Annotated in this window: 19 protein-coding genes and 1 tRNA gene; 8 read left to right on the top strand and 12 right to left on the bottom strand. The window is 64.4% G+C overall.

Features of this window, described 5'->3' with window-relative positions; genetic code table 11:
- Window positions 1–35 precede the first annotated feature (35 nt).
- Window positions 36–2,732, bottom strand: coding sequence for a pyruvate dehydrogenase (acetyl-transferring), homodimeric type (gene aceE, locus FAZ98_RS05475; RefSeq protein WP_158949495.1), 2,697 nt, complete (start codon window positions 2,730–2,732; stop codon window positions 36–38).
- Window positions 2,733–3,027: 295 nt separating this feature from the next.
- On the opposite strand from aceE, the gene fixL reads away from it, so the two are divergent.
- From fixL to FAZ98_RS05455, 4 genes are all read left to right on the top strand, one after another.
- Complete coding sequence (gene fixL / locus FAZ98_RS05470) at window positions 3,028–5,553, top strand: oxygen sensor histidine kinase FixL (protein ID WP_158949493.1); 2,526 nt, start codon at window positions 3,028–3,030, stop codon at window positions 5,551–5,553.
- Window positions 5,550–6,200 carry an oxygen response regulator transcription factor FixJ gene (gene fixJ / locus FAZ98_RS05465; protein WP_158949491.1) on the top strand — a complete coding sequence of 217 codons (651 nt, stop codon included), beginning with the start codon at window positions 5,550–5,552 and terminating at the stop codon, window positions 6,198–6,200. Before fixL ends, fixJ begins: the two co-directional genes overlap by 4 nt.
- Before the next feature lie 396 nt (window positions 6,201–6,596).
- Window positions 6,597–7,454 (top strand): bifunctional methylenetetrahydrofolate dehydrogenase/methenyltetrahydrofolate cyclohydrolase FolD, encoded by an 858-nt coding sequence (folD, locus tag FAZ98_RS05460; RefSeq protein ID WP_158949489.1) that lies wholly within the window; start codon window positions 6,597–6,599, stop codon window positions 7,452–7,454.
- Between the two features lie 279 nt (window positions 7,455–7,733).
- Window positions 7,734–9,833, top strand: coding sequence for a M3 family metallopeptidase (locus FAZ98_RS05455; protein ID WP_158949487.1), 2,100 nt, complete (start codon window positions 7,734–7,736; stop codon window positions 9,831–9,833).
- 93 nt (window positions 9,834–9,926) lie between these two features.
- Here FAZ98_RS05455 and FAZ98_RS05450 read toward each other — a convergent pair whose 3' ends face one another.
- Complete coding sequence (locus FAZ98_RS05450) at window positions 9,927–11,213, bottom strand: amidohydrolase family protein (RefSeq protein WP_158949485.1); 1,287 nt, start codon at window positions 11,211–11,213, stop codon at window positions 9,927–9,929.
- A gap of 204 nt (window positions 11,214–11,417) precedes the next feature.
- Between FAZ98_RS05450 and FAZ98_RS05445 the strand changes: the two genes are divergently transcribed.
- Window positions 11,418–12,116 (top strand): aspartate/glutamate racemase family protein, encoded by a 699-nt coding sequence (locus FAZ98_RS05445; protein ID WP_158949483.1) that lies wholly within the window; start codon window positions 11,418–11,420, stop codon window positions 12,114–12,116.
- On the opposite strand, the gene FAZ98_RS05440 is transcribed toward FAZ98_RS05445, so the two are convergent.
- The 5 genes from FAZ98_RS05440 to FAZ98_RS05420 form a co-directional block, all read right to left on the bottom strand.
- Complete coding sequence (locus FAZ98_RS05440) at window positions 12,109–12,600, bottom strand: OmpA family protein (protein ID WP_233272670.1); 492 nt, start codon at window positions 12,598–12,600, stop codon at window positions 12,109–12,111. The two genes, FAZ98_RS05445 and FAZ98_RS05440, sit on opposite strands and share 8 nt — an antisense overlap.
- On the bottom strand, window positions 12,597–13,271 hold the full coding sequence (locus FAZ98_RS05435; protein ID WP_158949482.1) for a M35 family metallo-endopeptidase: 675 nt from the start codon (window positions 13,269–13,271) through the stop codon (window positions 12,597–12,599). The genes FAZ98_RS05440 and FAZ98_RS05435 overlap by 4 nt, the downstream gene beginning before the upstream one ends.
- A 100-nt stretch (window positions 13,272–13,371) precedes the next feature.
- Window positions 13,372–13,848, bottom strand: coding sequence for a PAAR domain-containing protein (locus FAZ98_RS05430; protein WP_158949481.1), 477 nt, complete (start codon window positions 13,846–13,848; stop codon window positions 13,372–13,374).
- Window positions 13,849–14,246: 398 nt separating this feature from the next.
- A tRNA-Met gene (locus tag FAZ98_RS05425) sits at window positions 14,247–14,323 on the bottom strand.
- Between the two features lie 137 nt (window positions 14,324–14,460).
- Window positions 14,461–15,000 (bottom strand): PadR family transcriptional regulator, encoded by a 540-nt coding sequence (locus FAZ98_RS05420; protein WP_158949480.1) that lies wholly within the window; start codon window positions 14,998–15,000, stop codon window positions 14,461–14,463.
- Between the two features lie 173 nt (window positions 15,001–15,173).
- On the opposite strand from FAZ98_RS05420, the gene FAZ98_RS05415 reads away from it, so the two are divergent.
- Both FAZ98_RS05415 and xth read left to right on the top strand, forming a co-directional pair.
- Window positions 15,174–16,163 carry an NAD(P)H-dependent flavin oxidoreductase gene (locus FAZ98_RS05415; protein WP_158949479.1) on the top strand — a complete coding sequence of 330 codons (990 nt, stop codon included), beginning with the start codon at window positions 15,174–15,176 and terminating at the stop codon, window positions 16,161–16,163.
- Between the two features lie 187 nt (window positions 16,164–16,350).
- Window positions 16,351–17,136: an exodeoxyribonuclease III gene (xth, locus tag FAZ98_RS05410; protein WP_158949478.1), complete on the top strand. Its 786-nt coding sequence runs from the start codon at window positions 16,351–16,353 to the stop codon at window positions 17,134–17,136.
- A gap of 43 nt (window positions 17,137–17,179) precedes the next feature.
- Here the strand turns inward: xth and FAZ98_RS05405 are convergent, their stop codons facing one another.
- The 4 genes from FAZ98_RS05405 to glnA all read right to left on the bottom strand — a co-directional run bounded on the left by FAZ98_RS05405 (window position 17,180) and on the right by glnA (window position 23,807).
- Window positions 17,180–19,285 (bottom strand): prolyl oligopeptidase family serine peptidase, encoded by a 2,106-nt coding sequence (locus tag FAZ98_RS05405; RefSeq protein WP_158949477.1) that lies wholly within the window; start codon window positions 19,283–19,285, stop codon window positions 17,180–17,182.
- A gap of 152 nt (window positions 19,286–19,437) precedes the next feature.
- Window positions 19,438–21,000: a nitrogen regulation protein NR(I) gene (ntrC, locus tag FAZ98_RS05400; RefSeq protein ID WP_158949476.1), complete on the bottom strand. Its 1,563-nt coding sequence runs from the start codon at window positions 20,998–21,000 to the stop codon at window positions 19,438–19,440.
- A gap of 51 nt (window positions 21,001–21,051) precedes the next feature.
- Window positions 21,052–22,194: a nitrogen regulation protein NR(II) gene (gene glnL, locus FAZ98_RS05395; protein ID WP_158949475.1), complete on the bottom strand. Its 1,143-nt coding sequence runs from the start codon at window positions 22,192–22,194 to the stop codon at window positions 21,052–21,054.
- Between the two features lie 197 nt (window positions 22,195–22,391).
- Entirely contained in the window at window positions 22,392–23,807 is a 1,416-nt protein-coding gene (glnA, locus tag FAZ98_RS05390) for a type I glutamate--ammonia ligase (protein ID WP_158949474.1), read from the bottom strand.
- A gap of 407 nt (window positions 23,808–24,214) precedes the next feature.
- Between glnA and FAZ98_RS05385 the strand changes: the two genes are divergently transcribed.
- Window positions 24,215–24,679 (top strand): rhodanese-like domain-containing protein, encoded by a 465-nt coding sequence (locus FAZ98_RS05385; protein WP_158949473.1) that lies wholly within the window; start codon window positions 24,215–24,217, stop codon window positions 24,677–24,679.
- A gap of 160 nt (window positions 24,680–24,839) precedes the next feature.
- Here the strand turns inward: FAZ98_RS05385 and FAZ98_RS05380 are convergent, their stop codons facing one another.
- Window positions 24,840–25,670 (bottom strand): competence/damage-inducible protein A, encoded by an 831-nt coding sequence (locus FAZ98_RS05380; RefSeq protein WP_158949472.1) that lies wholly within the window; start codon window positions 25,668–25,670, stop codon window positions 24,840–24,842.
- Between the last annotated feature and the right edge of the window lie 29 nt (window positions 25,671–25,699).

Here is a 25,699-nt window from a genome sequence, read left to right as displayed (position 1 = left end):
GGGAGGCGCGCATGCCATGCACAGGGGGTGATGGGTTAGACGGTCATCGGGTTGGGTTTCGACGGATCGAGGTTGTACTTGGCGATGGCTTCACCCACCACCTTGCGCTCGATCTTGCCTTCGTCCGCGAGCGCGTTGAGCGCCGCAACCGTCGTCCAGTAACGATCGACTTCGAAGAAGTGACGCAGCTTTTCACGCGTGTCCGAACGGCCGAAACCGTCGGTGCCGAGGACCACGAACTTGCGCGGCACGAGGCCACGGATCTGGTCGACGAGCGCGCGCACGTAGTCGGTCGAGGCGATGACCGGACCTTCCGTGCCCTTGAGCAGCTTCTCGACGTGCGATTCGCGGCGCGGCTCGCTCGGGTGCAGCAGGTTCCAGCGCTCGATTTCGTGGCCTTCGCGGGCCAGTTCCGTGAAGCTCGGCACGCTCCAGAGGTCGGCTTCGACGCCCCAGTCGTTCTTGAGCAGGTCGGCGGCGGCGATCACTTCGTTGAAGATCGTGCCGGCGCCCAGCAGTTGAACGCGCGGGCCCTTGGCCTTGGCGTCGCCCTTGCGGAACGCGTACATGCCCTTGATGATGTCGGCCGCGACGTGCTCGCCCTGCGGAATCGCCGGGTGCTCGTAGTTCTCGTTCATCACCGTGAGGTAATAGAACACGTCTTCCTGGTCTTGCACCATGCGGCGCAGACCGTCCTGCATGATGACGGCGAGTTCGTAACCGAACGTCGGGTCGTAGCTCACGCAGTTCGGCACCGAGGCCGCCCACAGGAGCGAGTGGCCGTCTTCGTGCTGCAGACCTTCGCCGTTCAGCGTCGTACGGCCGGCCGTGCCGCCCAGCAGGAAGCCGCGCGAGCGCATGTCGCCGGCGGCCCACACGAGGTCGCCGATACGCTGCATGCCGAACATCGAATAGAAGATGTAGAACGGGATCATCGTCTCGCCGTGCGTCGAGTACGACGTGGCGGCTGCGATCCAGTCCGACATGCCGCCGGCTTCGTTGATGCCTTCCTGCAGGATCTGACCGGTTTCCGATTCCTTGTAGAACATCAGCTGGTCGGAATCTTCCGGCACGTACTTCTGGCCTTGCTGATTCCAGATACCGATCTGGCGGAACAGACCTTCCATGCCGAAGGTACGCGACTCGTCCGGCACGATCGGCACGACGCGCTTGCCGAGCGCCTTGTCCTTCAACAGGATGTTGAGGATCCGCACGAACGCCATGGTCGTGGAAATCTCGCGGCCTTCGCCCGTGCCCTTGAGCAGCGGCTCGAACACCTCGAGCGCCGGCACCGGCAGCGACTCCGCCTTCTGGCGGCGCGCGGGCAGGTAACCGCCGAGGTCCATGCGCTTCTGGCGCATGTATTCGAGTTCCTTCGAGCCTTCTTCGAACGTGAGGTACGGCACGTCGACGATCTGCTCGTCCGTGATCGGCAGACGGAACTGGTCGCGGAACTTCTTGAGCTGATCCACCTGCATCTTCTTCTGCTGGTGGGTGATGTTCATGGCCTGGCCGGCTTCGCCCATGCCATAGCCCTTGATCGTCTTCGCGAGAATGACGGTCGGCTGGCCCTTCGAGTTGGTCGCTTCCTGGAACGCCGCGTAGATCTTGTGCGGGTCGTGGCCGCCGCGGTTCAGATTCCAGATGTCGTCGTCGGACCAGTCGGCGACCAGCGCCTTCAGTTCCGGCGTGTTGAAGAAGTGCTCGCGCACGTAGGCGCCCGACTCCGACTTGTACGTCTGGTATTCGCCGTCGACCACTTCCATCATCCGGCGCATCAGCGCGCCCGACTTGTCGCGTGCGAACAGGGCGTCCCAGCGGCTGCCCCAGATGACCTTGATGACGTTCCAGCCGGCGCCGCGGAACTCGCTTTCGAGTTCCTGGATGATCTTGCCGTTACCGCGCACCGGGCCGTCGAGACGCTGCAGGTTGCAGTTGATGACGAACACGAGGTTGTCCAGACGCTCGCGGCCGGCCATGCCGATCGCGCCGAGCGATTCCGGTTCGTCGGTTTCGCCGTCGCCGAGGAAGGCCCAGACCTTGCGGCCTTCGGTCTTCACGATGCCGCGCGCCTGCATGTACTTCATGAAGCGCGCCTGATAGATCGCCATGATCGGGCCGAGGCCCATCGAGACGGTCGGGAATTGCCAGAAGTCCGGCATCAGCCACGGATGCGGATACGACGAGATGCCCTCGCCGCCCACTTCCTGACGGAAGTTGTCGAGCTGCTTCTCGGTCAGGCGGCCGAGCAGGAACGCGCGCGAGTAGACGCCCGGCGACGAGTGGCCCTGCACGAACACGAGGTCGCCGCCATGCTCGGCGGAGGGCGCGTGCCAGAAGTGGTTGTAGCCGACGTCATAGAGCGTGGCCGCCGACGCGAACGAAGCAATGTGGCCGCCGACGTTGGTGTGCTTGCCCGCGCGCAGGACCATGGCCATGGCGTTCCAGCGCGTGTACGAGCGAATGCGGTGTTCGATGTCCTGGTCGCCGGGGTTTCTGGCCTGATTGGCGACGGGGATCGTGTTGATGTACGGCGTGTTCGCCGAGAACGGCAGATGCTCGCCATGCACACGGGCGAACTCGATCTGCTTCTCGATCAGGTAGTGGGCGCGGTCGGGGCCGACCGTCGAAATGACGCCGTCGAGCGCCTCGAGCCATTCGGCGGTTTCCTGAGGATCCTCGTCCTTGTCGGCGGCAACGTACTTGAGGACTTCGTCGGGTACAGCGGACATGCTCGTCTCCTGGATGTAGGGGAACGCTGTTGATCGGACCATGCGGGCGGCGGCGCTCAGGGCGCAACCTTGGCCGACCGCAGCAGCTTCGGGCGATTGTAATGACCCCCCTTGGCATCGCGCAACAAAATTTTCGAATAGCGAGATGCGATTTTATAATGTGAAAAATTGCTGCAGTGCACGCTGAATAGTTCGCGCCGCTTGCGCGATAACGGCCAGTTTGCGCCGGTTTATCGGCGATTTACTGCTTTTTTCGCGGCTTTTCCGTGTCTGACGCTGAGCTACAATCCTTGCCATGTTGACCGAACGGCTTTTCGCACGCTCGGCGAGGCCCCCCGGAACGCCGGGCGAGTCGTCGCCGTCCCGCTGGCACCACGGACCCTGGTGGTCGAACTCCTATTTGCTGACGCCGCTCCTGTCGATCCTGGTGTTCCTGGTCGTCATGAGCCTGATCCTGTGGAGCCTGAACCGCCGCGAACAGCAGCAGCAGGAAGACACGCTCTACCGCAACGTCGCGTGGGCCCAGCAGCAGATCCGCCTTTCCATGACGGGCGCGCAAGAGCAGCTCCAGGCGCTCTCGCGCGACCTCGTGGCCGGCCACAACGACCCGCAATATTTCCAGACGTCCACCACGGACATCATGCAGGGTCACCCCGAGATCCTGTATCTGAACTGGTACACGAGCCAGGATCAGCCGCGCTGGCCCAACACGGCCATGCCGATGTTCGGCCAGCGGCTCGCCAAGCCCAACGACGAGCAGATGGACGACGCCGTGAAGGCCGCCTTCGCGGAAGCCCGCTCGACGCGCCGCCAGGTCTATTCGCCGCTCATTTACGACGACGTCGGCAACGGCTACATCACCTTGCAGACGCCTGTATACCGCGACCGCGAATTTCTCGGCTCGATCGCGGCCGTGTTCTCGGTCGAAGGCATCCTGAAGCACGACATCCCGCCCGAGCTGTCGGCCAAGTACAAGATTTCGATTCTCGACGCGAACAACCGCGAGCTGTCCACCACCTCCACACGGCCGCGCCTGCCGCGCGACGTCTACTACGACCTGCCGCTCGACCCGCCGGGCCAGGGCGTCTCGGTGCGCGTGTATTCGTATCCGCAGATGACCAACTTCACGAACAACACGCTCGTGTGGCTGGTCGCGGGGCTCTCGTGCTTCGTGCTGTGGAGCCTGTGGAGTTTGTGGAAGCACACGCGCCAGCGCTTCGAGGCGCAGCAGGCGCTCTACGCCGAGGCGTTCTTCCGCCGGGCGATGGAAAATTCGGTCCTGATCGGCATGCGCGTGCTGGACATGCACGGCCGCATCACGCACGTGAACCCGGCCTTCTGCCGCATGACCGGCTGGGACGAGGCCGATCTGGTCGGCAAGACCGCGCCGTTCCCGTACTGGCCGCGCGACGCCTACCCGGAAATGCAGCGCCAGCTCGACATGACGCTGCGCGGCAAGGCGCCCTCCTCGGGCTTCGAGCTGCGCGTGCGCCGCAAGGACGCCTCGCAGTTCCACGCGCGGCTCTACGTTTCGCCGCTCATCGACAGTTCGGGCCGCCAGACCGGCTGGATGTCGTCGATGACCGACATCACGGAGCCCAAGCGCGCGCGTGAGGAACTCGCCGCGGCGCACGAACGCTTCACCACGGTGCTCGAAAGCCTCGACGCCGCCGTGTCCGTGCTCGCCGCCGACGAAGCCGAGCTGCTGTTCGCCAACCGCTACTATCGCCATCTGTTCGGCATTCGCCCGGACGGCCATCTGGAACTCGCGGGCGGCGGCGGCTTCGACTCGGCGAGCGCCTCGTCGGACTCCATCGACATGGTCGACGCCTTCGCGGGCCTGCCCGCCGCCGCGCTCACGGAAAGCACGGCGGACGCGCAGGAAATCTACGTCGAAAGCATTCAGAAGTGGTTCGAAGTGCGCCGCCAGTACATTCAGTGGGTGGACGGCCATCTCGCGCAGATGCAGATCGCGACCGACATCACCACGCGCAAGCAAGCGCAGGAACTGGCGCGCCAGCAGGACGAGAAGCTGCAGTTCACGAGCCGCCTGATGACGATGGGCGAAATGGCCTCGTCGCTGGCGCACGAACTGAACCAGCCGCTCGCCGCGATCAACAACTACGCGTCGGGCACGGTGGCGCTGGTGAAATCGGGCCGCGGCGCGCCTGAAAACCTGCTCCCCGCGCTCGAAAAAACCGCGCAGCAGGCCGTGCGCGCCGGCATGATCATCAAGCGCATCCGCGAATTCGTGAAGCGCTCCGAACCCAAGCGCCAGGCCGCGCGTGTCGCCGACATCGTGGCCGACGCGGTGGGCCTCGCCGAGATCGAAGCGCGCAAGCGCCGCATCCGCATCGTGACCGACATGCGCTCGCGCCTGCCCGTGATCTACGTCGATCCGGTGCTGATCGAGCAGGTGCTCGTCAATCTGCTCAAGAACGCCGCCGAAGCCATGGCCGAGGCGCGCCCGAATCTGGCCGATGCGGCCGTCGATCCGGTCATCCGCGTGATCGTGAAGCGCGACGGCGGCAACGTGTGCATCAGCGTGGTCGATCAGGGCCCGGGCGTGGACGAAGCCACGGCCGAGCGCCTGTTCGAGCCGTTTTACAGCACCAAGTCGGACGGCATGGGCATGGGCCTGAACATCTGCCGCTCCATCATCGAATCGCATCGAGGACGTCTCTGGGTGGTCAACAACGTCGAAGCCGACGGCCACATCAGCGGCGCCACGTTCCATTGCAGTCTGCCGATCGGCGAATCGGACACGCCTTCGCGCTCGTCCGCCGAGTCGACCCCACAAACCGTTACGGGAGAGCCATGAACAGCCCAGTCACCACCCAGGAAACCGTCTTTGTCGTTGATGATGACGAGGCCGTACGAGACTCGCTGCGTTGGCTCCTCGAAGCGAACGGCTACCGCGTGCAGTGCTTTGTCAGCGCGGAGGAGTTCCTCGAGGGTTACCAGCCGGCGCAACAGGCCGGGCAGATCGCCTGCCTGATTCTGGACGTGCGCATGTCGGGCATGAGCGGCCTCGAACTGCAGGAGCGCCTGCTCGCCGAAAACGCTTCGCTGCCGACCATCTTCGTGACGGGCCACGGCGACGTGCCGATGGCGGTCTCGACGATGAAGAAAGGCGCGATGGACTTCATCGAAAAGCCGTTCGACGAAGCCGAACTGCGCAAGCTCGTCGAACGCATGCTCGACAAGGCGCGCAACGAAAGCAGCAACGTGCAGCAGCAGCGCGCGGCCGCCGAGCGCCTCGGCAAGCTCACGGCGCGCGAACACCAGGTGCTCGAACGCATCATCGCGGGCCGCCTGAACAAGCAGATCGCCGACGATCTCGGCATCAGCATCAAGACGGTGGAGGCGCACCGCGCCAACATCATGGAAAAGCTCAACGTCAACACGGTCGCCGACCTGCTGCGTCTCGCGCTCTCCAACAAGCCGCAACAGGCGCAGCAGCAATAAGCCGCGCCTTGCGTTCGCGCGCCCTGCACGGCGCGCGAACGACGGAGGCGGCGCGTGGCCTTCGTGCGCGCGCCGCTTCGGTGTCCGGTTCCCTTTCTCCGCTTCAAATCCCTGCTTCAAATCCCCGCTTCAAATCCTTGCTTCATCCCCCTTCCGCGCGTCCGTTCGTTCCCGTTTTTCGCTTTACCCGCATCTCAGACGCGTCTCACACGCGTCTCACACGCTTTCCGCACGCGTGACCGACCGATCGCAGCCGCTTCACACCCCCTTCCCCTTCGCGCAAAAGCCCTTGCGCCGCGCGGGTATAATGTCGGCCTTCGCGACGGCGTCTCGTCCCGAGCGCGCCGAGCCTCGCCATCGCCCGCATTCGTCTTCCACTCTCGATCTCGACCGACCATGACTGCCACCCTCATCGACGGCCTCGCCCTCTCAAAGAAACTGCGCGCCGACGTCGCCACGCGCGCCGCCGCCCTCACCGCACGCGGCCATCAGCCGGGCCTCGCGGTCGTGCTGGTCGGCGACAACCCGGCGAGCGAGGTCTACGTGCGCAACAAGATCAAGGCGTGCGAGGACAACGGCCTGCATTCTTCGTACGACCGCTATCCCGCGACGCTCTCCGAAGCCGATCTGCTCGCGCGCATCGACGCCCTGAACAACGATCCGAAGATCCACGGCATCCTCGTGCAACTGCCGCTGCCGAAGCACATCGACAGCCACAAGGTGATCGAGGCGATCGCGCCCGAGAAGGACGTGGACGGTTTTCACGTGGCCAACGCGGGCGCGCTCATGACGGGCCAGCCGCTGTTCCGCCCGTGCACGCCCTACGGCGTCATGAAGATGTTCGAGGAGTACCAGATCCCGCTCGAGGGCGCGAACGCCGTGGTGATCGGCCGCTCGAACATCGTCGGCAAGCCAATGGCGCTGCTGCTGCTCGAAAAGGGCGCCACGGTCACCATTTGCCACAGCAAGACGCGCGACCTCGCGAAGCACACGCGCGACGCGGACATCGTGGTGGCCGCCGTCGGCAAGCGCAACGTGCTGACGGCCGACATGGTCAAGCCGGGCGTGACGGTGATCGACGTGGGCATGAACCGCGACGACAACGGCAAACTCTGCGGCGACGTCGATTTCGCGGGCCTGCAGAATGTGGCCGGCTACATCACGCCGGTGCCGGGCGGCGTGGGTCCGATGACCATCACCATGCTGCTCGTGAACACGATCGAAGCCGCCGAGCGCGCCGCGAACGCGGCCTGAGCACGCCAGGCGCCATCGCGTCACGCATCTTGAAGCACCGCCGGAAGCGGCCCCTTCGCGGGCCGCTTTTTCTTTGCGGGCGCCGTTTCGCCACGCGCGCGCGACATCTGTTAATTTGCTCGGATGACCTGGCGGCGCGTCGCGGCCACGCGCGATGCAACCCGCGCTTGGAATCCGCACTTCCGCCCCAATAACCGTTCTATCGACACAGACCCGGCGCGCGCGCCGCCGCGCCGCCGCTACCCGACTCAACCGCGACAGACAGGAACAGGACGCATCATGGCTACTTCGAATTCCGACAATCCGCTCCTCGACTTCAGCGGCCTGCCGCGCTTCGGCGAGATTCGCCCCGAGCACGTCACGCCCGCACTCGACGTGCTGCTCGCGAACGCCAAAGGCGCCGTCGAGCGCGCTGCCGCGCCCATCACGCCCGCGCAATGGGACGACGTGGTCGAGCCGGTCGAGCGCGTGACCGAGCCGCTTTCGCGCGCCTGGGGCGTGATCGGCCATCTGAACGCCGTCGCCGACACGCCGGAACTGCGCGCCGTGTATGGCGAAAACCTGCCGCGCGTGACCGAATTCTGGTCGAGCGTCGGCCAGAATCTCGAGCTGTTCAAGAAGTACAAGGCCATCACCAGTCACAACTCGTTCGAACTGCTTTCGGGCGAGCGCAAGAAGATTCTCGACAACGCCGTGCGCGATTTTCGCCTCTCCGGCGCGGAACTGCCCGAAGACCAGAAGCCGCGTTTCGCCGAGTTGCAGGAACGCCAGGCCGCGCTCTCGAAGGCCTTCTCCGACCACGTGCTCGACGCCACCAACGGCTACGCGTTATACGCCACGAGCGAGGCCGAACTCGCGGGCCTGCCCGAAGACGTGATCGCCGGCGCGCGTGAAGCCGCCGAACGCGAGAACAAGGAAGGCTACAAGTTCACGCTGCACTTCCCTTCGTATTTCCCGGTGCTCCAGTATTCGGAAAACCGTGCGATGCGCGAGACGATGTATCGCGCCTATGTCACGCGCGCCTCGGAACTCGGGGCCGTGTACGGCGGCGGCAAGGCCGAATGGGACAACACGGCTATCGTCGAGGAACAGCTGAAGCTGCGCGCCGAAGAAGCGAAGATGCTCGGCTACAACAACTTCGCCGAAGTCTCCCTCACGCCGAAGATGGCCGAGTCGCCCGCGCAGGTCATGAGCTTTCTCGAAGACCTCGCCACGCGCGCGCGTCCGCATGCCGAGAAAGACTGGGAGGAACTGCGCGAATTCGCCGCGAGCGAGCTGGGCCTCACGCAAATGGAACCGTGGGACGTGGCCTTCGCGGCCGAGCGTCTGCGCCAGAACCGCTACTCGTTCTCCGAGAACGAAGTGAAGCAGTACTTCCCGGAAGACTTCGTGCTCAAGGGCCTCTTCAAGGTCACGGAAACACTGTTCGGCGTGCGTATTCGCGACGACAACGCGCCGGTCTGGAACGATAGCGTGCGCTTCTTCCGCGTCGAGAACACCGACGGCACCCTCGTCGCCCAGTTCTATCTCGACCTCTACGCGCGCGAAGGCAAGCGCGGCGGCGCGTGGATGGACGACGCCCGGTCGCGCCGCAAGCTCGACGCCAACGGCGTGCAAACACCGGTCGCGTATCTCACCTGCAACTTCTCCGCGCCCGTGGGCGGCCGCCCGGCCTGCTTCACGCACGACGAAGTCATCACGCTGTTCCACGAGTTCGGCCACGGTCTGCATCACATGCTCACGCGCGTCGACGAACTCTCGGTGTCGGGCATCAACGGCGTGGAATGGGACGCGGTCGAACTGCCCTCGCAGTTCATGGAGAACTTCTGCTGGGAGTGGGACGTGCTCACGGAAATGACCTCGCACGTGGAAACCGCCAAGCCGCTGCCGCGCGAACTGTTCGACAAGATGCTGGCCGCGAAGAACTTCCAGAGCGGTCTGGGCACGCTGCGCCAGATCGTGTTCTCAATGTTCGACATGGCGCTGCACGTCGACTTCGACGCCTCGCAGGGCAAGACCGTGAACGAGCTGGCGCGCGAGATGAACGAGCGTTATCACGTGATTCCGCAAGCGGCGTTCTCGCGTTGGCCGAACACGTTCAGCCACATCTTCGCGGGCGGCTACGCGGCGGGCTACTACAGCTACAAGTGGGCCGAAGTGCTTTCCGCCGACGCTTACGCGGCCTTCGAAGAAGCCGCCCAGGCCGCGAAATCGAGCGTCCTCGACGCGGCCACGGGCACGCGCTACCGCAAGGAGATTCTCGAAGTGGGCGGCAGCCGGCCGGCCATGGAATCGTTCAAGGCGTTCCGCGGCCGCGAGCCCAGCATCGACGCGCTGCTGCGTCACAACGGCATGGAACAGCCGCCCGCGCAGCACTAAGCGCTGGCTGTTTGAATCGCCCGAGCATCGCCCAGGCGTCTCGCCGATGAAAACCGCGCACTCCGGTGCGCGGTTTTTTATTGCGCGCGAGCCTCAGCGATGCAGCTTGAAATCGACGCTCCCGGGCCGCCCTTCGAGCGCGAGCGACGCGCGCTGCGCCGGTTGCCGGCTCACGATCTTGCCACGGCTCACCACGGCAAGGCGCGCGGCGCGCAAACGAATCGCCTCGATGGGATCGCGCGCGTCCAGCACGACGAGATTCGCGGCGCAGCCCGGCGCGATGCCATAGCCTTCGAGGCCGAGAATGCTCGCGGGATTGACTGTCACCGCGTCGAAGCAGGCGCGCGAAGCGTCCACGCCCGTCATCTGCGCGACGTGCAGGCCCATGTGGGCGACTTCGAGCATGTCGCCGGAGCCGAAGCTGTACCACGGGTCCATCACGCAGTCGTGGCCGAACGCGACCGTCACGCCCGCCGCCATCAACTCGGGCACGCGCGTCATGCCGCGCCGCTTCGGATAGGTATCGGCGCGACCTTGCAGCGTGATGTTGATGAGCGGATTCGCGATCGCCGCCACCCCCGACTCGCGCATCAGCGGAATCAGCTTGCTCACGTAATAGTTGTCCATCGAATGCATGGACGTGAGATGCGAACCGGTGACGCGGCCCAGCAAACCGAGCCGGTGCGTTTCGGCCGCGAGCGTTTCGATATGACGCGAGAGCGGATCGTCGGATTCGTCGCAATGCATGTCCACGCGCAAGCCCTTCTTCGCGGCGAATTCGCAGAGCAGGCGCACCGACGCCGCGCCCTCGGCCATGCTGCGCTCGAAGTGCGGAATGCCACCCACCACCTCCACGCCCAGCGCGATCGCGCGTTTGAGATTGTCGAACGCGCCGGGACTGCGCAGCACCCCGTCCTGCGGAAACGCCACGAGTTGCAGATCGAGATACGGCGCGACGCGGCGCTTCACTTCGAGCAGCGCCTCGACCGCGAGCAGGCGCGGATCGCAGACATCGACATGCGAACGAATCGCGAGCAGCCCGCGCGCGACGGCCCAGTCGCAGTACTGAAGCGCGCGCTCGACCAGCGCTTCCTGCGTGAGATCCGGCTTCAGTTCGCCCCACAGCGCAATGCCCTCGAGCAGCGTGCCCGACGCGTTCACGCGCGGCAGGCCGTACGACAGCGTGGCGTCCATGTGGAAATGCGCGTCGACGAAGGGCGCGCTCACGAGTGCGCCAGCCGCGTCGATTTCCTCGCGCGCCGTGGCCGTGAGATGCGCTTCGATCGCCGCGATGCGCCCCGCCGCGATGCCGATATCGACCGTGGCGTGCCCGGCGGGATGCGCATGCGCGAGCACGGCGTGGCGAATGATGAGATCCATCTGCGGCTCCTTGATCGTGTGGGCTTCTACCGGCGATTCTATCGGCGCCAGAAATGCGGCACCGTTTTCGAGGCAACTGTCCGCCACGCGACCCACGACCGTATCGCGGCCGCGCGCGGCGACTGTACCGGTACGGCACGCGCGACGCGCCTATACTCGTGCGCTAACCTGCGAACTTTCGCACTATCGAAGCGAGGCGTTGCAATGAAAACGATCGGCGTGATCGGCGGCATGAGTTGGGAATCGTCGGCCGAGTATTACCGGCTGCTGAACCGCTACGCGAAAGCCCGGCTAGGCGGCCACCACAACGCGCGCAGCCTGATGGCAACGGTGGATTTCGCCGAAGTCGAAGCGCTCCAGCGCGCGGGCGACTGGGACGCGCTCGGCGCGCAGATGGCGCAGGCCGCGCAACATCTCGAGCGCGGCGGCGCGGACATCGTGCTGCTCGCGACCAACACGATGCACCGCGTGTGCGGCGCGATCGAAGCGACGATCGGCGTGCCCTTCCTCCACATCGCCGATCCAACCGGACGCGCGCTGCGCGCCGCCGGCGTCACGCGCGCGGGGCTGCTGGGCACGCGCTACACGATGGAGCAGGACTTCTACGTGGGGCGGTTGCGCGACGTGCACGGCATCGAAGCGATCGTGCCCGACGACGCGGGCCGCGCGGACGTGCATCGCATCATTTACGACGAGCTGTGCCACGGCAAGGTGGCCGAGGAATCGCGGCGCGTGTATCAGCGCGTGATCGACGATCTCAAGGCGCGGGGAGCGCAGGCGGTGATTCTCGGGTGCACGGAGATCACGCTGCTGATCGGCAAGGAGGATTCGGCGCTGCCCGTGTTCGACACGACCGCGCTGCATGCCCAGGCGGCGGTGGATTGGGCGATTGGGGCTACTTGATCACTCTGCTGTGCGGAATCACGCGGGGATCGTCGCACAGGGACGCGCAACTTCCTTGGCAGATCGGGGTAAGTTCGACCACAACTTGCTGAATATCGACGCGACCATCGGCATGCTTTACAACCATCGCGTCCGTGAAAGTCTTCTTGTCGATCAAGATATTTTCGTTCTTGATCCCGAGCTGGTTCAAGTAGGCTTTCACCGTGTTTGCTCGCTCTTCCTTGAGTCGATCGAGATTACGCTCTTTCACATAAGCGCCCGCGATAACCACGGCCTGAATTCGCACGTCGGGCCATTGTCTCGCCTCCAGGACGGCATTGGCGATAGCGACTCTGTCCGCATTGGCCAGTTCAACCGTATTGAACGGGAATTGCACATCGGCTTCTTCACTGATCGTACAAGCACAAGCTGCAGCGGGGAAAACACCTGACAATGCCGATACTACAACAAGAGCGATAAATCGAATATTTCCATTCAAATTCATTGGATCACGATCCTGTCGAAGGTTGCAATGTAGCCCGTTAGGCTATCTGCGTTACGAATCGCCCGGTCGGGATTTTGCATCGCAAAAATTCGCATACCCATTTCGGTATCGCCGTAAGCAATATCTTCTGAATTAAATGTATCGGTATAGTGAGTACACTCGTGAATCAAAACTTTTACCTTTGCCGCATGAAACAGTTCGCCGAGTGAATCACTACAAAATTTCGAGTATATTGCAATAACCCGATTCGCGGAGTCGGGTTTGCAGACTCCCGCATGATTCGAGCCATTGTCCGGCACGACAGCGCATGTCAGGTTTCTGTTTAGCCCACTATCCCAGCGGACTATCTTTTCTGGCACCAACTCCTGCACGGCGGCTAGCAACCGCGGTAGCCCTCCAGCCAAAATTCCCCGAATTTCCTGGTCCGCACGACCGAAGTAAATTTTCGCACGAGTCTGTTCGCCGATATCCCACCGGGAAAACGCAACTATGCGATCTTTTATCAGGGAAATCGCTGCGTCCCGTGCTCGCACCACAGCTTCAGTGAATTGCCGATTGGACATATTCGGACAAATCGGCGTAGTGTTAATGACGACGTCGACACAGGAGTCACTATCGGTATTTGTGCATGCGGCATCGTGCACGGTCACCCATTCGGAATTCTCATTCATCTTCCGCCCTCTGATTCACGCGCAATCGACCAGTCGTTGAACGCCTGGAACGCGATGCCCAGATTTGCGCAGTAGAGACACCGCCTGTTTACGCGAACGATCATTTTTGAAGTAACACATCGAGCCGAAGATCTCGACGCCCTTCTGTGGCAATACGTTGCGTGCGTCCGTTTGCATCGGTCGTTCCAACCGCCACGATATTTACGCCTGCGTACACGCGATAACGGACGTTGCGAAGTACGACACCGTTATCATCGATGAGCCTGAATTGCTCGTTGTAGACAGCATTGACCGCGTGTGAGCCTGATTTACCGTCCGCGCCGCTGTTCACCGTCTCGTCAAGCCCAAACTCATGCCACGCACTGTCTTGCGATGCGAGACATAAGGGCGGTGGACTACAGCGGCAAAGGCAGATATCGCCGTCTAGCGCCTGCTGCCTTCCCGTCATCGTCGCATTGCGATGCGGGCCTTTCGCGCCAATCACTCCCCTGGAATGGCAAGCGGGACACCAGATTCCTGCTCCGATAAAAGTAATAGGCGTACCGTGATGCGTGCAATTGTCGATACCTTCGAGCACGTGGCCATCCGCCGTGGTTTTGTCTCCCGCCCTCAGCAAATACCGCCTCAAGAGACACACTCGAGTGGTTTTGACTTTTCGAACATTTCATCGCCCTTCCGCAAGTGATCGGGAGGGTCATACTCGCGCGGTACCTGAGTCGAGCGATATCGGAGCGGTCTGAATTCTGCAGGTAAAGACGAGCGCTCAATTCGCTACGCATTGGGGCGCATTGCTAGCTCGAACGCGGCTCCATAGCGGTACGCTGACCGCGCACGAATAAAGGCAGAAGGAGGATTGGCGTTCGAGGTAGAACGCTGTGAACAAAGGACACCGGACAGAAAACAAAAAACCCGCTCAAGGCGGGCTTTAGTTTCAGGACATAACGAATCGCCCTGATGTTTCCAACGGATAGCTCTTGGTTGCGGGGGTAGGATTTGAACCTACGACCTTCGGGTTATGAGCCCGACGAGCTGCCAGACTGCTCCACCCCGCGTCCGTCAGAGAAAAGAATTATAGGGTGTATCGAGCGTTCCGTCAAACATCTTTTTCACACGGCTGAAATATCGTTCGCCGCGGCGCATTTTTGCTCGCTTGCACAGCCGCGCGATTCTTCAGGATAACCAGGCAATCCTAGGCATCCGGCGACGCATCCGACACCAGCGGCCCCACCTCCGCGGCCCACGCCAGCCACGACTCCTGCGTGCGTATGCCCGCCTTGAGAATCGCGTACTGCAACGCTTGCCCGCGAGACAGCACCGCCGCGCCAAAATCGCGCTGCTCGATCTCCCGATACACCGCCAGCCGCGCGCGATTCTCGCGGACGAGCCGCGCCAGTTGTTCGGCAAGCCCCAGCGGCCCGATGACCGCATCCGCGCGCAGCTTGAGCAGAAACACATTGCGCTCGTTCGGCCCGAGCGGCGTCTCGCGCACCCAGCGCGCCACTTCGTCGCGTCCCACTGGCAGCACGGCGTACACCTTCTTGCGCGACGCGGCGGCGTCGTCCATCACCGAAACCCAACCGGCCGCCACCATCCGGCCCAGTTCGCGATAGATCTGCTGATGCGTCGCCTGCCAGAAATAGCCGATCGCGCGATCGAAGCGGCGCGCGAGGTCGTAGCCCGACGAGGGCTTTTCCAGCAAGGCGATGAGGATGGCGTGCGGCGTCGACATGCGGCGATTCTAAACCACGCCAGAACCGATACCGCCCCGCTTACCCTCCGCCACGCCGAGTCGGCCCACTATGCAACCAGTTGCATAGCGACGACGCCTTTGCTATTTTTCATAGCAGACAAGACACACGACGGCGGTCCCACCATGCCGTTGCCTCAACCAAGGAGATACGCATGTCCCTGCCCGCCGTGCTGCGCCGCGGCCTGTCGATTCCGGTCGTCGGCTCGCCGCTCTTCATCATTTCCAACCCCGATCTCGTGATCGCCCAGTGCAAGGCCGGCGTGATCGGCTCGTTTCCGGCGCTCAACGCACGGCCCGAAGCCTTGCTCGGCGAATGGCTCGACCGCATCACGACCGAACTCGCCGAGCACGACGCGAAGCACCCCGACAAACCCGCCGCGCCGTTCGCCGTCAACCAGATCGTGCACAAGTCGAACGATCGTCTCGAGCACGATCTCGGCGTCTGCGCGCAGTACAAGGTGCCCATCGTCATCACGTCGCTGGGCGCGCGCGAAGAGGTCAATCGCGCCGTTCACGCGTGGGGCGGTATCGTGCTGCACGACATCATCAACAACACGTTTGCGAAGAAGGCCATCGACAAGGGCGCGGACGGCCTGATCGCCGTCGCCGCTGGCGCGGGCGGCCACGCGGGCACGCTCTCGCCGTTCGCGCTCATTCACGAGATCCGCGAATGGTTCGACGGCCCGCTGCTGCTCTCCGGCGCGATCGGCAACGGCAACGCGATCCTCGCGGCGCAGGCGGCGGGCGCGGACCTCGCGTATGTCGGCTCGGCATTCATCGCCACGCACGAAGCGAACGCCGCCGACACCTACAAGCAGATGATCGTGGATGGCAGCGCGGGCGATATCGTCTATTCGAATCTCTTCACGGGCGTGCACGGCAACTATCTGCGCGCGAGCATCGTGGCCAGTGGCCTCGACCCGGACGCGCTGCCGCACGCCGATCCTTCGACGATGAATTTCGGCTCCACCCGCGTGAAGCCGTGGAAGGACATCTGGGGTTCGGGCCAGGGCATCGGCGCGGTGAAGGACATCGTGCCGGCGGCGGAACGGGTTGCGCGTTTGCAGCGCGAATACGAAGCGGCGCGGGCGCGGCTCGGCGTGGCCTCGTCAGCGTTGCCGGTGGAAACCACGGCGGGCTGACGCGCGACCTGAAGCGGACGCCCATGCTCGCGCGCCCGCTTCTTTTCCGGCATCGCCGCGTGGTAGCGCGTTTCGCGTAGCGCGCGCCGAAGCAAGCGATAATGACGCGTTTCGCGCACGCTGCCCCGTCACACGTGCGCGCCCGCATCTCTCGCCTTTCGCGCGACACCACGCTATCGAGCCTCACATGAAAATCGCCACCTGGAACGTCAACTCCCTCAAGGTCCGTTTGCAGCACGTCATCGACTGGCTGAACAGCAGTCAGGTGGACGTGCTCTGCCTTCAGGAACTCAAGCTGACCGACGATAAATTCCCGCGCGCCGAACTCGAAGCGCACGGTTATCGCGCGTGGTTCGCGGGCCAGAAGACGTATAACGGCGTGGGTATTCTCGTGCGCGAAGGCGCGTTCGTGGACGAAGCAACGGTCGTGCGCAACATTCCCGGCTTCGAAGATCCGCAGCAGCGCGTGATCGCCGTCACCGTCGGCGACACGCGCGTGGTGAGCGCGTACTTCCCCAACGGCCAGGCGCCGGGCACGGAAAAATTCGCCTACAAATTGCAGTGGCTCGACGCGATGCATGACTGGCTCGCGCAGGAAATGCAGCGCTATCCGAAGCTCGCCCTGCTCGGCGACTACAACATCGCGCCCGAAGACCGCGACGTGCACGACCCGAAAGCGTGGGAAGGCCAGAACCTCGTTTCGCCCGAAGAACGCGCGCAATTCGAGCGTCTCATCGCGCTCGGTTTCGTCGACGCGTTCCGCCAGTTCGAACAGCCCGAAAAGCTGTTCACGTGGTGGGACTACCGCATGTTCGCGTTCCGGCGCAACGCGGGTCTGCGTATCGACCATATCCTGCTCTCGCCCGCGCTCGCGCCCGATCTCGTGTCGTGCGAAGTCGACAAGGCGCCCCGCAAGTGGGAGCAGCCTTCCGATCACACGCCCGTGATCGCCGATATCAAAACGCCCGCCTGAGCGGGCGCACGCGGCAGGCGCAAGCGGGCGCGTGGAACCGGCGTCACCACGTGCCCGCGAGCGTCGTCCACAGGAAGCGATAAACGAGCGCGTCGTACTGCGCGCGTTCGAGCGAATCGCTGCCCGGCCCGTGACCGCCGTCGGTGTTCTCCAGATACCAGACGTTGGCGTGGCCCTGCTGTTCCATGCGCGCGACCATCTTGCGCGCGTGCGCGGGATGCACGCGGTCGTCGCTGGTCGACGTCGTGAAGAGCGACGGCGGATACGCCACGCCCGCCTGCACGCGCTGATACGGCGAGTACGCCGCGAGCGCGCGCGCTTCCTCGGCGTCTTCCGGGTCGCCGTATTCGTCGATCCACGATGCGCCCGCGTGCAGCAGCGTGTAGCGCTGCATGTCGAGCAGCGGCACTTCGCACACCACGGCGCCGAACAATTCGGGCCGCTGCACCATGCACGCGCCCACCAGCAGGCCGCCGTTGCTGCCGCCCTTGATGCCGAGTTGCGCGGCGCTCGTAAAGCCGTCCGCGGCCAGCCGCTCCGCCACGGCGATGAAGTCGTCGAACGAACGCTGGCGATGCTCGCGCTGCGCCTCCACGTGCCACGCCGTGCCGTACTCGCCGCCGCCGCGAATATGCGCGATCGCGACGATGCCGCCCTGCTCCAGCCAGCCGATACCCGAGCCCACGAGATACTGCGGCGTGAGCGCGATCGCGAAGCCGCCATAGCCCGTGAGCAGACACGGCGACGCCTTGCGCGTGCCCGCTTCGATCGCGGCCTTCGCGCCGATCACCGTGAACGGCACGCGCGTGCCGTCCGCCGAGCGCGCGTGCGCGCGGATCACGGTGAGCGGTCCCGCGTCGAACTGCGTCGGCCAGCGGTCGAGCAATTCCCACTGCTGGAGATCGCTCTGCGCGAGATCGGCGAGCCAGTACTCCGGCGGCAGCAGGTAATCGTCGACATCGACGAACACTTCGTCGTCGAGCGTGTCTTCCACGGGCGACACGTCCACCTGCGAACTCGCGCGCGCGGGAAAGAGCCGCGATTGCCACTGCCACGCGCCATCGGCGAATTGCGGCTGCCACAGCATCGTGCGGCTTTCCACGTCGTCGAGCCACGAGACGATCAAGACGTTTTTCGTATTGGTCCAGTCGCACGCCGACGTCACGGGCGTGGGCGTGAACAGCGTCGTGAATGTGCGATCGCCGGCGAGGAATGCGTCCTCGCGAATCGCCAGCAGCGAGCCGCCCGCATAGGTTTGCTGCGAAACGGTCCAGTCGATGGTCCAGTCGAGCCGCGGTTCGAGCAGGAGCCAGCCATGCCATGCGCCCACGGCCACGTGCGAGGGCACGTCGTACGGCTGCCACGCGCCGTTCGGATCGAGACGATAGGTATAGGAGTCGAAAAAGTCGACGCTGCGCACGATGTCGTGGCGCTGTTCGACCGGATCGTAGTCGCCTTCCACGCTGATATCGTCGAACTCGCCGCTGAACACCACGGGCGCGTCGGCGAGCCGCGTGCCGCGGGTCCAGCGGCGCACCTCGCGCGGATACCCCGAGCGCGTGAGCATCTTCTTGCCGGCCTTGCCGCCCGCATCCCAGCCCACGTAGACGGTATCGCGGTCGATCCACGAGACGATGTGCTTGCCTTCCTTCGCGATCGCGAAGCCGTCGCCGATGAATTCGCGGCGCGTGAGATCGAACTCGCGTACGACCACGGCGTCGGCGCCGCCATCGGAGAGCTGGATCAGCGCGCGGTCACCATCGGGATACAGAATGTCGATGCCCGCGCACACCCACGGCATGCCTTCCTGCTTGCCGAGCGCGTCGAAGTCGATGAGTGTTTCCCACTGCGGCCGGTGCGCGCGCCAGTCGTCCCACAGCGTGCGGCGCCACAGGCCCTTAGGGTTGTCCTCGTCTTCCCAGAGGTCGTAGGCCCATTCGCGCCAACGGCTCGGAATCACGGGCCGCTCGCGCGGCAAATACGCTTGCGCGAGACGCTTTTCGAGCGCCTCGAAGCGCGCGCCGCCCTGCCATGCGGCACGCGTACGCGCGTTCTGCGCCTCGACCCACGCCATCGCGGCGGGATCGTCGAGCACTTCGAGGGAAAGGAACGGATCGGCCTCGGCGGGCCAGGGGGAAGTCACGGGCATGATCGATCGTCGACAGAAGAACAACGTCGATTATGCCTTGTACGCGCCCGGCACCTCGAACCGCGCTTTGCGCGCAAGCTCGCTCGATGCCGGGGTTCGCGACGCGGCCGGGCGCGCCCCGCTTGCGAGGAGCGCCGCCCGAGCCGTCGCGCTCATTCCAGGTTGAGTTCCTGGATCTTGCGCGTGATGGTGTTACGGCCGATGCCGAGACGCTCCGCCGCCTCGACCTTGCGGCCGCGCGTGAAGTCGAGCGCTTCGCGAATCACGGCGGCCTCGAAGCGGCGCGAGAGTTCGTCCATGACGTCGGCGCTGTTCTCGCGCAGCAGCCGCGCGACTTCGGTGCGCAGGCCGCTTTCCCACACGCTCAGCGCGCCCGCCACGCCGTTGCCGGCCTGCGCCGCACCGAAGGCCGCCGCCCCCGCGATCACGCCGCCCGCCGCGCTCACGCCCGGCGGCACGCCCAGCCCGCCGTTGACGCCCGCCGTCACGCCCGCGAGCGGCACGACGCCGTTTGCGGCCGACGATTCGATCAGCGTGGCGGCCTCGCCGACCGCCGCGTGCGCAGGCACGAGATCGGGCGGCAGGTCCTTGATCTCGATGGTCTGCGCGGGCGCCATCACCGTGAGCCAGTTCGCGAGATTTTCGAGCTGACGCACGTTGCCCGGAAACGGCAGCGACGACATGTACACGAGCGCTTCGTCCGACACGCGCTTGGGCTCCACACCCAACTCGCGCGCGCTCTTTTGCAGGAAGTGACGCGTGAGCAGCGGAATGTCCTCGCTGCGTTCGCGCAACGCGGGCAAACGCAGCCGGATCACGTTGAGACGGTGATACAAGTCCTCGCGGAACAAGCCCTGACGCACGCGCGTTTCGAGGTTCTGGTGCGTGGCCGCGATCACGCGCACGTTCGAGCGCAGCGGGTTGTGACCGCCCACGCGATAGAACTGCCCGTCGGAGAGCACGCGCAGCAGGCGCGTTTGCAGATCGAACGGCATGTCGCCGATTTCGTCGAGAAACAATGTGCCGTTCTCGGCTTGCTCGAAGCGGCCTTGACGCATGGCCTGCGCGCCCGTGAACGCGCCGCGCTCGTGACCGAACAGTTCGGATTCCAGAAGATCCTTCGGAATGGCCGCGGTGTTCAGCGCGATGAACGGACCGTTCGCGCGTGGGCTATGTCGGTGCAAAGCGCGCGCGACAAGCTCCTTTCCGGTGCCCGACTCGCCCGTGATGAGCACGGTGGCAGCCGAATGCGAGAGCCGTCCGATGGCGCGGAACATGTCCTGCATCGCGGGCGCCTGCCCCAGCATCTCGGGCGTTTCGGCGGGACGCTCGTCCCACTGCTGCTCGCCGCGCATGCTTTCGTCCACGGCGCGGCGAATCAGCTCGACGGCTTTATCGACGTCGAACGGCTTGGCGAGGTACTCGAACGCGCCGCCCTGAAACGCGGCCACGGCGCTGTCGAGGTCGGAGAACGCCGTCATGATGATGACGGGCAAACCCGGCACGCGTTCGCGCACGGTCTGCAACAGCTCGAGGCCCGAACCGCCCGGCATGCGGATGTCCGAGACGAGCACCTGCGGGCTGTCGTGATCGAGTGCGCTCGCGGCCTCCCGCACGTTCGAAAAGCTGCGGGTGGCGAAGTTTTCGCGGGCGAGTGCTTTTTCGAGCACCCAGCGAATCGATTGGTCGTCGTCTACTATCCAGATCGGCTTCATAAGATCGGTCGAAGTCCTGGTGGCGTGCGTATCGGTAATTCGAAATCAGCTTCAGCCGTCTAACGGCAACAAGATCTGAAACTCGGTTTGGCCCGGCCGGCTATCCACTTCGATCAAACCGTCGTGCTGCTGCACGAAGGTCTGCGCGAGCGTGAGACCGAGACCGCTGCCGTCCTCGCGTCCGGAGACGAGCGGATAGAAGATGCGGTCGCGGATCTCCTCGGGAATGCCGGGTCCGTTGTCCGTGATATGCAAGTCCAATGCCAGCTTGCACAGGCGTTTTGAAATCGTGACCTTGCGCGCGACACGCGTGCGCAATTCGATGCGCGCGTCGCCTTGCGAAATCCGCTCGCGCAAGGCCTGCGCCGCGTTGCGCACGATGTTGAGCAGCGCCTGAATCAGCTGCTCCTTGTCGCCACGCAGATCGGGCACGCTCACGTCGTAGTCGCGCTCGATCGTGAGGCCGCGCGGAAACTCCGCGAGAATCACGGCGCGCACGCGCTCGCAAACCTCGTGGATGTTCACGTCGCCGACGATATGCGGATGCCGGTGCGGCTCCAGCAAGCGGTCGACAAGCGTTTGCAGGCGGTCGGATTCCTTGATGACGACCTGCGTGTACTCGCGCAGCTCGTCGCGTTCGCGCGCGCCCAGCTCGAATTCGAGCAGCTGCGCCGCACCGCGAATGCCGCCGAGCGGGTTCTTGATCTCGTGGGCGAGATTGCGGATCAGATGCTTGTTCACGGCCGTGAGGTCGTGAATGCGCTCCTCGCGGTCGCTACGCAAATGACGCTCGTTCTCGAAGAGTTCGAGCAGCACGTAGTCGGGTGCGGCCTCGAGAAAGCCGACGATCGCGTGCACGTTGAGCGGCTCGCGTCCCGGCCGCTCCAGCGACGCGTCGAGGCGCGTGGCATGAAAGCGGTGCTCGGCGATCGAGGCGATCGTCGAGAGCAGTTCGTCGGCGTTGGTGAAGAGATCGGACCACGCCATCTGCGCGAGTTGCCGGCGCGAGAGTTCGAGCATCGCCTCGGCGGAAGGATTCGCGAAGGCAACGCGCAGCGTGCGCTTGTCGAGCACGAGCACGACGGTCGGCAGCGCCTCGAAGCCGGGCAGCAAGCCCGAGTCGACGAGCGGCGCATGGTCCGAAAGCGGTTCCGCCTGGCCTTTACGAGCCTTGATCAGATTCTTGAGCACCATGTGTCTGGCCAGCTGCCCGGAGGCGCGCCGGCTTCGGTTCGGGTCGTGGAAATCGTGCCGGCGCGAAGGTCCGGCGCGGCGCAACGAAAAAGGGACGGCACCGCCGTCCCTTCGAGACCTTCGTCACAGCATCGTGCGAATCGAACCGGCGCTTCGCTGCCTCGTTGCAAAGGCGAGCCGCGAAGCGCCATCGCCAATTACAGCGAGTAGTACAGTTCGAATTCGACCGGGTGCGTCGTCATGCGAACGCGTTGCAGTTCGCTTTCCTTCAGCGCCAGGTACGCGTCGATCATGCCGTCCGTGAACACGCCACCGCGCGTCAGGAACTCGCGATCCTTGTCGAGTGCTTCGAGTGCCTGGTCGAGGCCCGCGCACACGGTCGGGATCTTTGCATCTTCTTCCGGCGGCAGGTCGTACAGGTTCTTGTCCGCGGCTTCGCCCGGATGGATCTTGTTCTGCACGCCGTCGAGACCCGCCATCATCAGCGCCGAGAAGCACAGGTACGGATTCGCGAGCGGATCCGGGAAGCGCGTTTCGATACGGCGGCCCTTCGGGTTGGACACGTGCGGAATACGGATCGATGCCGAACGGTTGCGTGCCGAGTAGGCCAGCTTGACCGGCGCTTCGAAGTGCGGCACGAGACGCTTGTACGAGTTCGTACCCGGGTTCGTGATGGCGTTCAGCGCGCGAGCGTGCTTGATGATGCCGCCGATGTAGAACAGCGCGAATTCCGACAGGCCGGCGTAGCCGTTGCCCGCGAACAGATTCTGGCCGTCCTTCCAGATCGACTGGTGAACGTGCATGCCCGAACCGTTGTCGCCCACGATCGGCTTCGGCATGAACGTGGCCGTCTTGCCATACGTGTGCGCGACGTTATGGACGATGTACTTCAGTTGCTGCGTCCAGTCGGCGCGCTGCACGAGCGTCGAGAACTTCGTGCCGATTTCGTTCTGGCCTTGGCCCGCGACTTCGTGGTGGTGCACTTCGACCGGAATGCCGATCTGTTCGAGCAACAGACACATTTCCGAACGGATGTCCTGGAACGTGTCGACCGGCGCGACCGGGAAGTAGCCGCCCTTCGTGCCCGGGCGGTGGCCCGTGTTGCCGCCTTCGAATTCCTTGCCCGACGACCACGGGGCTTCTTCCGAGCCAATCTTGACGAACGTGCCCGATTGGTCCGTGTTCCACTGGACCGAGTCGAAAATGAAGAATTCGGGTTCCGGACCGAAGAAGGCGGTGTCGCCGAGGCCCGTGCTCTTCAGGTAGGCTTCCGCGCGCTTCGCGAGCGAGCGCGGATCGCGTTCGTAGCCCTTGCCGTCCGACGGCTCGACCACGTCGCAGGTCAGGACGAGCGTCGATTCTTCGTAGAACGGGTCGATGAAGGCGGTGTTCGCGTCCGGCACGAGCAACATGTCCGAGGCTTCGATGCCCTTCCAGCCGGCGATCGACGAACCGTCAAACGCATGGCCCGACTCGAACTTGTCCTCGTCGAATGCCGACAGCGGCACCGAGACGTGCTGCTCCTTGCCGCGCGTGTCGGTGAAGCGGAAATCGACAAACTTGACGTCTTCGTCCTTGACGAGTTGCATGACGTCGGCCACGGATTTACTCATTACCTTTCTCCTGATTAATGATTTCGGCGAATGCTGCCGCCGTCCCAATCCTTGCGAATCGATCGCGACTACTAAAGCAGCTTCCGTGCCATGCATGCGCCAAGCTGGCGCAAAATCGTTTCGCGACACGCACTTAAACTCGAAAGTCGTGCGTCTCGCGAGGATGGTGCCGCCAGCATGGCGGGTGGCTAGCACCAAAAACGTGCAATCCCGGGTTTGGCGCGCGCCTAAAGCTCGATTATGGTGCATTCGAGCGACTCTGCACCACTGCGATGCATTCGTACTACGCGACGTTGCCCGGGTCGCAGACCGCTAGGGTAGACCCGGCCGCACATCGCGCGCCAGCCCCGCGCGCTAGAATATTCGTTTGGTTCAATGCTTCAGTGCGAAAGAGGAGATCCGCCGTCATGAGTACGCTCGAACAGTTGTACGCCCAGGCCGACAAGCGCCGCGTCGAGAACCAGTTGCCTTACGCGGGCGCGCTGTCGCCCGCCGAGGCGTTCGAACTGCTCCAGCTCGACCCGCGCACGCGTCTCGTCGACGTACGGACGCGCGCGGAACTCGACTGGGTCGGCCGCCCTGTGATCGGCGACGGCCAGTATGCGCATGTCGAGTGGACGCGCTACCCGGGCGGCGTGCCCAACGCCGACTTCCTCGCCCAGCTCAAGACCGCCGTCGAACCCGACGCGCCCGTGCTGTTCCTGTGCCGCAGCGCCGCGCGCTCCAAGCTCGCCGCCGTCGAAGCCGCCAAGGCGGGCTTCACGCACGCCTACGATCTGCTCGAAGGCTTCGAGGGCGACAAGGACGGCCAGGGCCACCGCAAGACCGTCACGGGCTGGTGCTTCCGCGGCCTGCCCTGGATCGGCGCCTGACCTACCGGAACGTTTGCAGAGCATCGGGCGACTTTGAGCGCCGCGTGTGACATCGCGATGATGTGCCTTGCGCGGTGCATCGTCGTGCGCGGTATCGTCGCCAGGCGTCAGCGTCAGCCGGCCCGCGTTATCGAACGACGCTCTGCGCGCTCGAGCACCCTCAAGCGCCCTCGCGCTTCCCGTTGCCGCTGGCCGGCGGCTCCACCACATCGCCGCCCAGTTCGTGCACGCCTTCGCGTAGCTTCACGAAGGCGGCCGCCACGGCTTCGGGCTCGCCCTTCACGCCCAGATCGATATGCCGGCGCGCGTAGATGCCGCCGCGCTCCGCGTCGCCCACGCTCGGCAGGCTGAACACGCGCACGCCCGCGAAATCGCGCTCGATCCGCTCCATCAGCGGCGTGAGCGTGGACTCGGGCAACTCGAACACGAGCAGCGACTTCTCCGCATGCGGCGTCTGGTGGTGCAGATGCGCGTACTTCGTGTCCAGCACCCACTCGATCATGGGCCACGCCATCACCGGAAAGCCCGGCACGAAATGGTGCTCGCGAATCGAAAAGCCCGGAATCTTGTTGTAACCGTTGGGGATGATTTCGCAGCCTTGCGGGAACGTGCCCATTTGAAAGCGATGCAGGTTTTCGGGCGAGTCGAAGTCCACGGGCGCGTCGCCGGTATGCATGTCGCGGATCCGCTCGCTGATCGCCGCCTTCGCCTCGGGATGCAGCGCGAGCGGCACGCCCAGCGCCGCCGCCGCGCACTGGCGCGTGTGGTCGTCCGGCGTCGCGCCGATGCCGCCCGTGGAGAACACGATGTCACCCGAAGCGAACGAACGGCGCAAGGTTTCGGTGATGCGCGCGGGGTCGTCGCCCACGTACTGCGCCCACTCGAGCGTGAGGCCGCGCGCGCCGAGCAGTTCGATGACCTTCGGCAAATGCTTGTCGGTGCGGCGCCCCGAAAGAATCTCGTCGCCGATGATGATGACGCCAAATGCCATGTCTCGCCTCGCTGGAATGTCGTAGTCGT

The organism is Paraburkholderia acidisoli (genome assembly GCF_009789675.1).
Lineage (GTDB): Bacteria > Pseudomonadota > Gammaproteobacteria > Burkholderiales > Burkholderiaceae > Paraburkholderia > Paraburkholderia acidisoli.
This window is presented reverse-complemented; position numbering and strand designations above follow the sequence as displayed.

Bases quoted from the DNA above. Each gene is read 5' to 3' on its own strand.
- FAZ98_RS05445 (WP_158949483.1), top strand. From the start codon at position 11,418: ATGAAAACGATCGGCGTGATCGGCGGCATGAGTTGGGAATCGTCGGCC.
- FAZ98_RS05380 (WP_158949472.1), bottom strand. From the start codon at position 25,670: ATGGCATTTGGCGTCATCATCATCGGCGACGAGATTCTTTCGGGGCGC.
- aceE (WP_158949495.1), bottom strand. From the start codon at position 2,732: ATGTCCGCTGTACCCGACGAAGTCCTCAAGTACGTTGCCGCCGACAAG.
- FAZ98_RS05415 (WP_158949479.1), top strand. From the start codon at position 15,174: ATGTCCCTGCCCGCCGTGCTGCGCCGCGGCCTGTCGATTCCGGTCGTC.
- ntrC (WP_158949476.1), bottom strand. From the start codon at position 21,000: ATGAAGCCGATCTGGATAGTAGACGACGACCAATCGATTCGCTGGGTG.
- fixJ (WP_158949491.1), top strand. From the start codon at position 5,550: ATGAACAGCCCAGTCACCACCCAGGAAACCGTCTTTGTCGTTGATGAT.
- FAZ98_RS05450 (WP_158949485.1), bottom strand. From the start codon at position 11,213: ATGGATCTCATCATTCGCCACGCCGTGCTCGCGCATGCGCATCCCGCC.
- FAZ98_RS05420 (WP_158949480.1), bottom strand. From the start codon at position 15,000: ATGTCGACGCCGCACGCCATCCTCATCGCCTTGCTGGAAAAGCCCTCG.
- FAZ98_RS05455 (WP_158949487.1), top strand. From the start codon at position 7,734: ATGGCTACTTCGAATTCCGACAATCCGCTCCTCGACTTCAGCGGCCTG.
- FAZ98_RS05385 (WP_158949473.1), top strand. From the start codon at position 24,215: ATGAGTACGCTCGAACAGTTGTACGCCCAGGCCGACAAGCGCCGCGTC.
- folD (WP_158949489.1), top strand. From the start codon at position 6,597: ATGACTGCCACCCTCATCGACGGCCTCGCCCTCTCAAAGAAACTGCGC.
- glnL (WP_158949475.1), bottom strand. From the start codon at position 22,194: ATGGTGCTCAAGAATCTGATCAAGGCTCGTAAAGGCCAGGCGGAACCG.
- glnA (WP_158949474.1), bottom strand. From the start codon at position 23,807: ATGAGTAAATCCGTGGCCGACGTCATGCAACTCGTCAAGGACGAAGAC.
- FAZ98_RS05435 (WP_158949482.1), bottom strand. From the start codon at position 13,271: ATGAATGAGAATTCCGAATGGGTGACCGTGCACGATGCCGCATGCACA.
- FAZ98_RS05440 (WP_233272670.1), bottom strand. From the start codon at position 12,600: ATGAATTTGAATGGAAATATTCGATTTATCGCTCTTGTTGTAGTATCG.
- FAZ98_RS05405 (WP_158949477.1), bottom strand. From the start codon at position 19,285: ATGCCCGTGACTTCCCCCTGGCCCGCCGAGGCCGATCCGTTCCTTTCC.
- xth (WP_158949478.1), top strand. From the start codon at position 16,351: ATGAAAATCGCCACCTGGAACGTCAACTCCCTCAAGGTCCGTTTGCAG.
- fixL (WP_158949493.1), top strand. From the start codon at position 3,028: ATGTTGACCGAACGGCTTTTCGCACGCTCGGCGAGGCCCCCCGGAACG.